General features: G+C 36.9%; 12 protein-coding genes. 8 read left to right on the forward strand and 4 right to left on the reverse strand.

The genetic code is table 11. The annotated features are described in order from the left end of the window. Positions 1-10: 10 nt before the first annotated feature. Positions 11-1,372 (reverse strand): hypothetical protein, encoded by a 1,362-nt coding sequence (locus ACK1I8_RS05955; protein WP_412468423.1) that lies wholly within the window; start codon positions 1,370-1,372, stop codon positions 11-13. Positions 1,373-1,450: 78 nt separating this feature from the next. Then, positions 1,451-1,780 carry a hypothetical protein gene (locus ACK1I8_RS05960; protein ID WP_412468424.1) on the reverse strand — a complete coding sequence of 110 codons (330 nt, stop codon included), beginning with the start codon at positions 1,778-1,780 and terminating at the stop codon, positions 1,451-1,453. A 327-nt stretch (positions 1,781-2,107) separates the two neighbouring features. Between ACK1I8_RS05960 and ACK1I8_RS05965 the strand changes: the two genes are divergently transcribed. Genes ACK1I8_RS05965 through ACK1I8_RS05980 form a run of 4 tightly spaced genes read left to right on the forward strand, consistent with a single transcriptional unit; the run spans position 2,108 to position 5,133 of the window. Then, positions 2,108-3,058 carry a hypothetical protein gene (locus ACK1I8_RS05965; RefSeq protein WP_412468425.1) on the forward strand — a complete coding sequence of 317 codons (951 nt, stop codon included), beginning with the start codon at positions 2,108-2,110 and terminating at the stop codon, positions 3,056-3,058. A gap of 15 nt (positions 3,059-3,073) precedes the next feature. Next, positions 3,074-3,715 (forward strand): hypothetical protein, encoded by a 642-nt coding sequence (locus ACK1I8_RS05970; RefSeq protein WP_412468426.1) that lies wholly within the window; start codon positions 3,074-3,076, stop codon positions 3,713-3,715. Next, positions 3,696-4,481, forward strand: coding sequence for a sensor histidine kinase (locus ACK1I8_RS05975; protein WP_412468427.1), 786 nt, complete (start codon positions 3,696-3,698; stop codon positions 4,479-4,481). The genes ACK1I8_RS05970 and ACK1I8_RS05975 overlap by 20 nt, the downstream gene beginning before the upstream one ends. Continuing rightward, positions 4,474-5,133 carry a response regulator transcription factor gene (locus ACK1I8_RS05980; RefSeq protein ID WP_412468428.1) on the forward strand — a complete coding sequence of 220 codons (660 nt, stop codon included), beginning with the start codon at positions 4,474-4,476 and terminating at the stop codon, positions 5,131-5,133. The genes ACK1I8_RS05975 and ACK1I8_RS05980 overlap by 8 nt, the downstream gene beginning before the upstream one ends. A gap of 108 nt (positions 5,134-5,241) precedes the next feature. Here the strand turns inward: ACK1I8_RS05980 and ACK1I8_RS05985 are convergent, their stop codons facing one another. Then, complete coding sequence (locus ACK1I8_RS05985; protein WP_412468429.1) at positions 5,242-6,771, reverse strand: OmpP1/FadL family transporter; 1,530 nt, start codon at positions 6,769-6,771, stop codon at positions 5,242-5,244. 21 nt (positions 6,772-6,792) lie between these two features. After that, complete coding sequence (locus ACK1I8_RS05990) at positions 6,793-7,800, reverse strand: hypothetical protein (RefSeq protein WP_412468430.1); 1,008 nt, start codon at positions 7,798-7,800, stop codon at positions 6,793-6,795. Between the two features lie 196 nt (positions 7,801-7,996). Here ACK1I8_RS05990 and proS point away from each other — a divergent pair, with 196 nt between their 5' ends. The 4 genes from proS to ACK1I8_RS06010 all read left to right on the forward strand — a co-directional run bounded on the left by proS (position 7,997) and on the right by ACK1I8_RS06010 (position 12,597). Then, positions 7,997-9,469 (forward strand): proline--tRNA ligase, encoded by a 1,473-nt coding sequence (gene proS / locus ACK1I8_RS05995; protein WP_412468431.1) that lies wholly within the window; start codon positions 7,997-7,999, stop codon positions 9,467-9,469. Between the two features lie 200 nt (positions 9,470-9,669). Then, positions 9,670-10,809, forward strand: coding sequence for a cystathionine gamma-synthase (locus ACK1I8_RS06000; protein ID WP_412468432.1), 1,140 nt, complete (start codon positions 9,670-9,672; stop codon positions 10,807-10,809). 213 nt (positions 10,810-11,022) lie between these two features. Next, positions 11,023-11,868, forward strand: coding sequence for a TIGR02757 family protein (locus ACK1I8_RS06005; protein WP_412468433.1), 846 nt, complete (start codon positions 11,023-11,025; stop codon positions 11,866-11,868). A 114-nt stretch (positions 11,869-11,982) separates the two neighbouring features. Then, positions 11,983-12,597, forward strand: coding sequence for a Crp/Fnr family transcriptional regulator (locus tag ACK1I8_RS06010; RefSeq protein WP_412468434.1), 615 nt, complete (start codon positions 11,983-11,985; stop codon positions 12,595-12,597). The last annotated feature ends 372 nt before the right edge of the window (positions 12,598-12,969 follow it).

A 12,969-nucleotide genomic window follows, 5' to 3' on the forward strand; every position in this document is an offset into this window, starting at 1 on the left:
TTATTCATGTTTAAAAGTTTAAAAATGATATTGGAATTGATAAACGTAATCCTAGTTCGTTTCTTTGAAATGTTTTTAGTTTAGATCCTGTATTATTTGACAGATCACTCAGCCTGAAATATAGTTCGGCATTTAATTTTGCTTTTAGTTCTTTATCTTTCATGTCATAAAATGAATAAAGAAGACCAATGCCGGCATTATAAATGGTCTTGCTATTTTTTGTGAAATTCGCTTCCGGATAAATATGGATTGCAGCTTCATTTTTGAAGAAGAACTTGTAATAATCAACATAAAATTTAGCCGCTAACAATTTTGTTGTATAATCTCCTTTATAGGCATTGAATTTTTTTATAATTGATCTTTGATTCAGCGAACTTCCGTAAAGATCGGTATCATTTATTTCAACTTTAGTTAAGTCAGCAAAATTATCATCTACACTACCCATAAAGCCAAATAGTAAGTAATATGTGGGCGTACTGCGATGATTCCATTTATATAAGTTATATTCTATGGTCATGTTCCAAACAACATTATTTTGTTTTACAATTTGGCTATCTAAAGACGAAAAACGAGGAAGAAATTGATTAAAGTTGTTGTTAGATAAACCTCCTCCCAAACTAATCCATTGAAAGGATATACCAGTGTATTTAAAATCTGAAAGTGCTTTAGCCTTCGCCTTGCGTTCTTTGATAGCACTTTGGTCGTTTACTTCTATTTTAGAGATATATCTTTGTTTTTTTAATGTAGCAGAATCTTGTTGTAAATTTTTGAGTGCTAGTTGATATTCCAGTATTGCTTTTTGTTCTTCATCTAAAGGATTTTTCAATTTTGCATTTATTGACCTTATTTCTGTTGTTAACAAGGAAGTTTTTCGTTCTTGTAAAATAGAATCATGCCTATGGATGGTTTGACTAGCTAAAAATTCTGCTTTAGCACTACTTATTTTCTTTTTTAGTTTTTTAATTTCGTCAGTGTAAAATGAAATTGAAGAAGATCTTAATCTAAAATTGTATTTAAAGTTTACTCCTACATTGCTGTTAATTTTAGTTTGATTAAAAATGGAAAAAAAACCATCAGTTGTTGCTCCACTCGCATTGATGGATAGCATATCTCCATTTTTGAAATTTTTAGTTGCATTAAATGCCACTTTTCCATCTTTGAAATCAGCAGATGCATAATTACCAATAGTTGTTTTTCCACTACTATTGATAACTGCATTAAATTCTCTTTTTAAGATGGTATTGAAAGCAACTGAATCTAGCTTGAACTCTGAATAAAATCGACCTAGATTTAACGTATTCTGATCTGCTGTTTGACTCTTGGCTGAATAGTAGCACGCTAAAAGAATCAAGAATATGAGTGAATTTTTCATTGTTAAGTTTTAAGAGTGAAAAATTGATTTTAAAGTTTGTTTACGGAAAGGCTAATGAACTTACAAAGTTGTATAATATCAAACAGCGTCCTGCTTTTCAGGTGAAGGAGCTAATAAACCAGCTAGTGCACCAATAGCTGCTGAACCTAAAGACGCAATGATTGTTATTACTTTATCTGCCTTCTGTACTTCAGCAATATTTAATAAAATGCCTGTGGTTATTATCAAAACCACTAAACTTAAAGCAGCAACCACCATCCGATAAATCCAAATATCATTTTTAGGGTTTATAGCTGTATTTTTAATTAGTGTATCTTTCGGATCAGCATCAAATTGCTGCTTTAATTGAGGATTTTGGTCGAGGTCTTTTATAAAAGATTCGACTTTGTTCAATGAGAGTTTTGTCATGGTTTTGGTTTTTAAGTTTATTAGAGAATGAAGGATTTTTATCCTGGCATTTTCTAACCCAAAACTACTCTCGAAACTCAAATCAAATCAAGCGTGAAAACATTAGAATTTATACGCGTGAAAAACGCAGTAAACTACCGTAAAATCGCGGTATTTTAAAATAAATGGAACTACACAGAATTGGATAAAATTAGCTTTTTAAGCTATTTTAAGTGAATTAAGTGTCTGAAAATGAATTTTTTGTGGTGCGTGTCGATTTTATATTTAAACACTGTTGATGTATATTTAGGTGTAAATATTTTATAAACCTCAACTAAATTAAAAGCTATGAATTATCTAAAATTAATTGTTTTACAAAAGTCAATACGGAGCTTGATAATGCTTACATCCGCTATTGCATTTATTTTTACTTCTTGTAAAAATCAGCAAGCAAAGAGTAAAATTGCGAAAGACTCTTTGCTTGTTCTGCCAAATACCTATGTTACGACAAATGAAAGTGGCAAAAGGCTTAACTGGTTCGATAGGTATAAATATCAGGTTTTAGATTCCATGACATTGAAAGACGAAGGTATACATGAAACTAGAAAACTAAATTTTGATAGTTTAGATGCCGCTATCAAATTTTTCGATTCGCTCATTTCGAATAAGTCTACTAAAGACACCATAACCGGAGTTCGTATTTATTTCGCTTCCCAAACATTGAAGCCAGGAGGGTGTGGTAAGCTCACTCTAATCTTTACAGCTACAGCTGGTGATCAGCATGCAGATACAGGTGAATACTATGCCTTTAATAAGGAAGTTTTTGATTCTAATTTATTGGATGTTGACACTGCAAAAAAATGGGTTGGTAACTATCAGCAGAAAAAATGGGTAAATCTTTCAAAATATACCATGGATTCGACAGATACCTGCCAATACGAATCGAAACATATATTCTTTTCGGTAAAGCAAATAAGATCCATAATTGACGAAATGAAATATCAAAAAAAGAAACATCCCGCCATTGTTAAAGGATTTGGTGTCCGTTTTGCATCATACACGGATCAGGATTATATATCTATCAGTATGAAACCCATTAGGTATCACAAAAGACTCACCATTGGCTTTACATTTATAGATTGGGAAGGTGAAGATATTGGAATTAAGCAGATAGATGCAGGGGAGTTTTTACAGCGATTAAAATTCACTAAAGATAATAAGGATACACAGGGAGATACCTTTGATACAGGAATACCTGCCCCACCTCCACCAAATACTAAAGAAGCATTAGATGTTTAAGATTCAATCAATAATATGTCTATTTTAACCTATATCTATATCACAACCTTATTTACGGCTGTAGTAACCGGATTATTAAAATTCAGTAATAACTTACCAATTCATTTAAAGGGCATCGTTTTAATGATGCCCTATGTTTTATTAGTGGAAATTGGTGCAGCATTTTTCAGAAACCTGATTAATGGTAAGAATGTATTGCCACAATACAACATTGTTTTGTTAACAGAATTTTTGGTATATGCTTACTTTTTTAAGGAAATTATAATCTCAGCATGGATAAAAAACATAATAACTTTCTTTATGATCTTATTCCCTGTATTTTGGTATATTTCAGTGTTCTTTATATTCAAGATCACAGAATGGAATAGTTATATTTTCCTGGTTGGCGGCGCTTTTACCATTATTTGGGCTTTAATTTATTGCTATCAGTTGTTAACCTCAATCGAAAATGTGAGTCTTCATCACTGTAGCGAGTTCTGGATAGCACTTGGTATTATTATCTTTTATTCTTGTCAGGTTCCTTTTATGGGGATTTACAATTTCCTGATCGTTAATTATCCAACATTGATTATAAACTTTCAGATCGGCCTTCAGGTAAGTAATATTATTATGTATGCTTTATTTACGTATGCTTTTTATGCTAAAAGATCATTATAACGAAGTATTCTTAGCAGTTTTGCTCACTACAGTTATTTTTCTGTTCTTATCAATAACCATTGTTTTTTTTATGCTCTATTTTCAGAAAAAGAAATTTCAATATGCAAAAGAACGGGATGAACTGGAAAAACAATATGGTGAACAATTACTTCAATCCCGTTTGGAAATGCAGGAGCAAACTTTTGATACCATAAGCCAGGAAATACACGACAATGTTGGACAATTACTTAGCTTGGCTAAACTGCAATTAAGTCTATTGGAAAAACAAGAGCTGAGCGATAACGTGTTGATTACCGAAATTAAAGGGAATGTAGGCAATGCCCTGACGGATTTACGTGATATTGCGAAAAGTTTGAGTACAAGTCGTATTCAGGAGTTAAGCCTGGTACAGGCTGTTGAGCAGGAACTGCAGCGCATTAACAGGGCAGGGGCAATTGTTGGCCAGGTTAAGGTAAGCGGTAATGAGCATCAAATTGCAGAACAAAAGAAAATAATCACTTTCAGGATTGTGCAGGAAAGTTTGCAAAATATATTAAAGCATGCACAAGCCACCACCATAGCTGTTGGATTTAATTTTGTGGAGCAACTGAACATCACCATTGAAGATAATGGTATCGGCTTTAGTATAGATGAAAAAGAAAAAATGGATACCGGATTGGGACTTTTGAATATTGTGAAACGTGCAAAACTGATTATGGGAGAAGCCACAATCAACAGTGTAATTAATCATGGAACAAAAATTACCTTAACTATTCCTTATGTCTGACCAGATTAAAAATATAGCCTTAGTTGATGATCACAGTTTGTTTAGAAAAGGACTGGCGGCATTGATCAGCTATTTTCAGGGCTACAATATATTATTTGAAGCCGCCAACGGAAAAGATTTTATCAGACAGTTAGCAATCTATGGTGTACCCGACATTGCATTGCTAGATATTAATATGCCCGAAATGGATGGATATAGCACAGCTTCGTGGTTGCATACCAACCATCCGGAAGTAAACATACTCGCTTTGAGTACCATGGATGCCGAAACAGCCATTATAAAGATGATTACCAATGGCGCTAAAGGTTATGTGTTGAAAGATGCTGAGCCTGAAGAGCTACAAAGGGCTTTCGATGAAGTAATCAGCAAAGGATATTTTTATAATGATTTGGTTACCCGAAAGGTCATGCAGTCATTAAGTGCCTTGTCATCCGGTTCAAAGCTATCTGATTTTGTAAAATTGACGGCACGGGAGATGGAGTTTTTGAAATATACATGTACTGAAAAAACTTATAATGAAATTGGAGCTGAGATGTTTGTAAGTCCACGTACCATTGACGGGTACAGGAATTCGCTGTGTGAAAAGTTGCAGCTTAAAAGCCGTACCGGATTGGCTTTGTATGCGGTGAAGCATGGAATAGTTAAGATTTAAGGATAGTTATAGCCATATATTTTTTTGCATGTACAATCTGAATATTTTTTAGGAACAAAAAAGGCTTTGGTAAATTTACCAAAGCCTTTTAAAATACTAATATTAGTATTAAAATCTCACTCCAAAAGTTAAGAACACGTTATTTCTATTGCTTTTAACATCAGCAACCGGCTCGCTATAATCGTCTAACAAATAAGGGCTTGAGCTAAAGTTTGTTTTATAGTTCTGGTATGCAAGATCAAAATAATAATTATCAATACGGTAACCTAATCCACCCGTGTAGTATTGGCCCTGGTAGAACTTGTTATCACCACCTTTAACACCGTTTCCATTTACACCGTAACCTGCGCGTAAACTAAATTCGTTGGTTACTTTTACCTCAGCACCAACTCTATAATTAATAGCTTCTTTATAAGATGCTTTAATAAATGCATTATTGTCACTGATGGTTGTCCGGTCAGATCCATTAGAATCAGAAAAACGCATAGAAGAATAATCTACATAATCAACATCAGCAGATATTAACGCAGTATTGGCAATTACATAACTGATACCTGCCGAAGCTTTAAGCGGTGTACGTAAATTATATGTGAATGTATAATATTGAGTTGGATTGTTTGATTTGGTTGGTCCTGTATTTGCATTTCCCGCAGTAGTAGCCTGTAAGGTCTCACTAGTGTTATCTTCAATATTCATCCATGTTGGGGTCTGAAAATTTAAACCGATCCTCAATTCACTAACCGGTCTGAAAATAGCTCCTAATTTTAAATTAAAGCCACCACCTTTGGTTTCCTGATTCCGGAAGTGATTGAGACTGTAATTTTCGTTTCCATTGTAGGTTGGTATGGCATCGCCATCATTGTAGGAATTAACAATGCCTGATTCTGTAAAGGTCGCATCGCTGATGTATCTGACGTTAACAAAACTTGCGGTAGCGCCAATGTAAACCTTATTGCCAAAATTTAACGCACCAGCCACATTAAATTCTGAAGTGGAACCTAAACGCGATTCATCCCAGTTTTGTTTAAAACTGGCGTTATTGTAAGGCTCAGCAGAATATTGGTTTGGAAAAGTCGGGGTATTTTTATTGATCAGGAAACTATTGTATGCGTCGCCAGCAATACTGTTGCTGATACCAAAATTGTTCGCTTGGTCTACATAAGAATCCCTGATAGAGCTGTTTGTGTTGGTGCCATTATAACTGATGTTGTTTAAAAAATCATTATTACGGGTATAGCTCAAACCAAATACGGTACTGACTAAACCTTTGTCTACATCCGATCCTCTCATTTTAGCTGCGGGGCTATAAAACACCACACCAATATTGTTCAGGTTAATCTGGCTTTTATCGGCTTTCGTATTATTTCCCAGGTATGCACTATTGTTCGATACGGAATTAAATTCAGGCGTAATGCTGAATTCTGATTTGGTAAACAAGCCTAAACCAGCAGGATTGGCATTAATTGAACCAATGTCGCCACCAACACCAATTTGTGCACCGCCCATTCCTTTGAACCGGGCGGAGGTACCATAGTTGGTTTGAGAGAAACGGAATGCATCAGGTGCATAACTTTGGGCATATGTTGTTCCCATAGCAGCTACTGTAGCTACTAGAGAAGCAAAGATTATTTTTTTCATTTGTGTGTTTAGATTTTATAATTAACCTCTTCCAGCTCTTGACGGTCTTGAGCCACCGCCTCCACCACCAGTAGAGCCGCCACCGCCGCCGCCATATGATGATGGTGGAGGAGAATAACTTGGCCTGCTTTCGGTTCTTGCAGGAGGAGTATAGGTGTCATTTCTTGTAGGTCTGTTACTTTGTGAACCTTGCTGAGGTGAATAGCTATTATTTCTGGTTGGTCTGCCACTTTGTATACCATCATTTTGGGTATAGCCACCCTGGTTTCTTACCGGTCTGCCGGCATTGTTATTGGGTGCATAGGATACTCCGCCATTCTGGTTAACCATGCCACTTCTGCTCGGTCTGCCTACGTTAGTGCCATTGCCAAATCTAGGTGTGCCTCTGTCATTACTTCCGGGTCTTGGTCTGAAATTGTTATTGGTATACACGCCGCCACCATAGTATCCGCCTCCGATACCCCAGCCTCCGCCGTAATATCCGCCGCCCCAACCAAAACGGTCGTAATAGGAGTAAGGCCCCCAGGCGTTCCATGCCCAAGGGTTGTTCCAGCCAAAGCCGTAATTACCATAATAGAACGGATTATTCCAGATGCTGCCGAAGCCCCATCCGCCATAACCGAAGCCACCGCCCCATCCGCCTAAACCATAACCACTGTTCCAGCCTAAACCAAAACCCAGATAGTTAGAAGGGCCATAACTGTTTCCGTAATAATAATTATCAAAATAGGGATCATAATATCCCTGAAAGCTGTATCCGTTATGAAAGCGGTTGATCCTTGAAGCATAATCCATATCGTAATATGGATTGCTTGTTCCATAATACTCGTCATATTCTTCCTGACCGTTGTTTTGATACTGTGCTTGCTGATTTTGAGAAGGAAGAACAACTTCCACCTCTCTGGCTTTCGCTACAGAGTTATACACATCATCGACGGGCTTAGTTTGAGCCAATTTTGATGTTGAGCATGAGGCCACCATTCCTGCGGTGGCAATCATGACAATGGGTAAAAATTTAATTGGTTTCATTGTGTTTATATTTAGTTGTGTGCGTTTACTTCTTTAATAAACAAATCAAAAGTAGCTAATTATTGCCTATTTTTTTGATCGGAAAACGGCTGTAAAATATTTAAGGTTGTTGTTAATCGTTTGTAGGCATAAATTTATAAATTTGCCATTTAATTTTACACTTTTTAACGTACAAATTACGTTCCAAATACATAAGATGAGCAAAGAAATTACAAGTAGGGAAGCTGATTACTCCCAGTGGTATAATGATATTGTGTTAAAAGCGGATCTGGCAGAGCATTCTGCTGTGCGTGGTTGCATGGTTATAAAGCCTAATGGTTATGCTATTTGGGAAAAAATGCAGGCCATACTGGATAAAATGTTTAAAGATACGGGCCATCAGAATGCTTATTTTCCATTATTCATCCCAAAGTCATTTTTCTCTAAGGAAGCGTCTCACGTTGAGGGCTTTGCGACAGAATGTGCCGTTGTAACACATTATCGACTAAAAAATGACGGTAATGGCAATATTGTGGTTGATGAAACTGCCAAATTGGAAGAGGAATTAATCGTGCGTCCTACTTCAGAAACCATTATCTGGAATACTTACAAGGGATGGATTCAATCATACCGCGATTTACCGATACTGATCAACCAATGGGCGAATGTGGTAAGATGGGAAATGCGTACCCGGCTGTTTCTTCGTACAGCTGAATTTTTATGGCAGGAGGGACATACGGCCCATGCTACCGCAGAAGAGGCAATTGAGGAAACGGAACGCATGTTGCATATCTATGCTGATTTTGCAGAAAATTGGTTGGCTGTTCCGGTAATCAGAGGGCGCAAATCACCAAATGAGCGTTTCGCAGGTGCGCTGGATACCTATTGCATTGAAGCTTTAATGCAGGATGGTAAAGCTTTACAGGCTGGTACATCGCACTTTTTAGGTCAGAATTTTGCAAAAGCTTTTGATGTTAAATTTACGGGGAAAGATGGAAAACTCGATCATGTTTGGGCTACATCATGGGGTGTTTCTACACGTTTAATGGGTGCATTAATTATGGCGCACAGTGATGATTCCGGATTGGTTATTCCACCAAAGTTGGCGCCGGTGCAAGTGGTAATTGTTCCGATTTATAAAAGTGATGAGGATCTGGCCAAAATCTCAGCATACGTAAATGAATTAAGTCTGCGGTTAAAAGGTATGGGCATTTCAGTTAAATATGACGACCGTGATACACAACGCCCGGGCTTTAAATTTGCAGATTACGAAATGAAAGGTGTGCCGGTGCGCATCGCGATTGGCGGCCGTGATCTGGAAAACAAAACGGTAGAAATTGCCCGAAGAGATACCAAAGTTAAACAAACGGTACCACAGGAAGGCCTGGACATTTACATCGCCAAATTATTGGAAGATATCCAGCAAAGTATGTTTGATAAAGCATTGGCTTACCGCGATGAGCATATTACCGAAGCCAACAGTTACGAAGAATTTAAGAAATTGTTAGATACCAAAGCTGGTTTTATTTCGGCACATTGGGATGGAACACCGGAAACGGAGCAAAAAATAAAAGAAGAGACCAAAGCAACTATACGCTGTATTCCGTTAAACAATAAACTGGAAGATGGTGTTTGTATATATTCCGGAAAGGCATCTATACAAAGGGTATTATTTGCAAGAGCATATTAGGTCAGTCCTGAGTCGTGACTTAGGAGTCCTGAATCTCCTTGGTCACGTTTTTAAAATAAGTTCAGAATTGTTAATCAGAAGTTTGAATTTTCTGAATAATGATTTTAATAGATTAGTTAGATATAAGAGGGGGATTATATTTTACAGAAAATGCAATCTCATGTCTCAAATTTAATTTCTCACATCTCAAACCTTAAAAAATGAAATTCGCTACTAAAGCCATACACGCGGGCCAGGAGCCTGATCCAACCACCGGTGCGGTAATGACACCTATATACCAAACCTCTACCTACTGGCAAAAATCTCCCGGAGATAATAAAGGGTATGAGTATTCAAGAGGAACCAATCCTACGCGTAAAGCCTTGGAAGATTGTTTAGCTGCTTTGGAGAATGCCAAATATGGATTAGCCTTTTCCAGCGGGATGGGAGCCACTGATGCCGTATTGAAATTATTGCAACCGGGCGATGAGGTAATTACCGGAAATGATCTTTATGGTGGTTCGTACCGTATTTTTACTAAAATTTATACTAAATACGGAATTAAGTTCCATTTTCTGGATCTTTCTAAGCCAGAAAATATGCTGCCGTACATTAATGATAAAACAAAATTGGTCTGGATAGAAACCCCTACCAATCCAACCATGCAGATTATTGATATTGAAGGCGTAGCAAAAATTACCAAAGAGAAAAATTTAATCTTAACCGTTGATAATACTTTTGCGTCGCCATACCTGCAGAATCCTATCGATTTAGGCGCTGATATTGTGATGCATTCGGTAACCAAATATATTGGCGGCCACTCTGATGTGGTAATGGGAGCTTTGGTAACCAATAATGAGCTGTTGTATAAAGATCTTTGGTTTATATATAATGCCTGTGGTGCAACACCTGGTCCGCAGGATGCTTTTTTGGTCTTAAGAGGCATTAAAACACTTCACCTTCGAATGAAAGCTCATTGCGAAAATGGGGAGCGTATCGCACATTATTTAAAAACACATCCAAAGGTTGATAAAATCTATTGGCCGGGTTTCGAAGATCATCCAAATCATGAAGTGGCTAGAAAACAGATGCGAGGTTTTGGAGGGATGATTTCCATTACACTGAAAGGGGCGGATTTGGAAGAAACCTTTAGGATCTCCTCTAATTTTAAAGTATTTACCCTTGCCGAATCGTTGGGTGGGGTTGAATCACTAATTAATCATCCGGCTACCATGACACATGGTTCTATTCCTAAAGAAGAAAGAGAAAAGGTAGGGGTAACCGATAACCTACTTCGTTTAAGTGTTGGGGTAGAAGATATCGAAGATCTTTTAGAAGATCTCGAAAAGGCATTGGCCTAAAATTTCAATCGGGCATTATGGAAAGCATTTGCCCGGTTTTATTTTCTTAAAAAGCAAGTGCTGTTCTAAATTTTATGTTTGTCCGGCTTTACACTATATCTTTTTTGTTAAAATGCTTGATTCATTAAATCCGAAAAACAAAAAAGGATACCGTTTCAATCCGGTTTAGGTAGCCGCTGTTGTGCTGCTATTCTTGTTTAAATAATTACTTGTATGCAATTTCTGGAGCTGAAGAATTTCCTCGATAGTAAAGTTGAACAGTATAACAGCCCAAATTTTATCGCTGACGATCCGGTTTGTATTCCGCATCTTTTTGAGAAAAGACAGGATATTGAAATTGCTGGTTTTTTTGCTGCGGTTTTGGCCTGGGGGCAGCGGAAAACGATTATCAGTAAATGCCGGGAGCTGCTTAACCGGATGGATAATGCACCTCACGATTTTGTGCTTCACCATAGTGACAATGATTTAAAACGTTTACTGGATTTTAAGCACCGCACTTTTAACGATACGGATTTACTATACTTTATTTCGTTCTTTAAAATGCATTATGGTCGTTTTGATAGTTTAGAACAGGCCTTTTTACCTCAGCAGGATATATTACCTGCTGCCCGTCCGGAGATGGCTGATGAATTGACAGATGCTGTTCCAAAGATCTGTTTAGCCGGACAGCTGCCGGCTTCTATTGAACAATGCCTCAATTATTTCAGGAACTATTTCTTTTCGCTGGATGATTTTCCGCACCGTACAAAAAAGCATATTTCTTCGCCACAGCAAAAATCAACCTGCAAGCGTTTAAATATGTTTTTAAGGTGGATGGTGAGAGATGATGAAAAAGGTGTCGATTTTGGTATTTGGGATACACTAAATCCTAAAGATCTGATTTGTCCATGCGATGTGCATGTAGACAGGGTGGGGCGATTGCTAGGGCTCATCAACCGAAAGCAGACAGATTGGTTAACCGCTGTAGAGTTAACGGGTCATTTAAAAGAATTTGACCCACTGGATCCGGTTAAGTATGACTTTGCATTATTTGGACTTGGCGTGGAGAAGGCATTCTAGTGTATTTTAAAATTATAAGTGATTAAAAAGCTTCGTTTTTTAAATCAATGTTCTTATTATTACGCGGTAAATCTCTTTAAAAAGAGAAAATTGTCTATCTGAACCGTAATTTCTATGATCGCAGTTAATTTTTCTGATGAGGATAGGTGGAAGAAATACAATAATTTTTCTCCACTGATCGATATTTTTAAAAAGTTCCATCCGATAAATGATGAGATAGAGAGCCGCATCAATCAGCATACATTTCCGGTGAGCTATAAGAAAAATAAATACCTCGTTTCACCTCTTGATCGAAATAAATTTCTGTTCCTGATAGTAAAAGGAGTGGTTAGGGGATTTATAAAGGATGGAGACAACGAAATTACCACCTGGATTGCGAAGGAAAATGAAGTAGTTGGAACGATACGTAATTTATGGGTTGAGAGCGAATCGGAAGAATATCTGCAGGCCTTAGAAGATGTTGATCTAATTGCCATTCCGCATGTTTTATCAGAATATCTGTACGAAAACTTTACAGAAGCAAACATTATAGGCAGAAAGATGATGGAAATATATTATCGTTCTGCAGAGGAGCGGGCCTATTTGTGCAGAATTTCTTCTGCAGAGAAAAGATATAAACGATTTTTGGATTCTTTTCCGGATCTGATCAATCGCGTTTCGCTAAAATATATTGCTTCCTTTCTGGCCATCAGGTTAGAAACACTAAGCCGTATCCGGAGTAAGATCTAATCACCCTTAAAAAACCTTTGGCACAATTTAATTCGGGCACGAAAAATTTCGTCCCATACGATGAGTTTTCTATTTTCGAAAATTAAATTTATTTCTGAAATGTATTATTAGTAATACATGTCAAAACTTTTCTGTTGATTTATATCAATAAAACACTTCTTTGCAGACTTCGACGACCAGAAGTATGATCTCATGTTATCTTTTTTCCTTTACTTTGTAGTATTGAAAAGACAGTTTTTGGCTTTTTGTGTTGAAAATAGCATCCGTTTTCAAACTCCAAAACTGGTTTTTAAACCATTTTATTCTCCTACAAGTGAGTTCATTTTCAGTAATATTTCTTAACCTGATATGCCAACATACAAGCAGAGGATT

This window comes from Pedobacter sp. KLB.chiD (assembly GCF_047040275.1).
GTDB lineage: Bacteria > Bacteroidota > Bacteroidia > Sphingobacteriales > Sphingobacteriaceae > Pedobacter.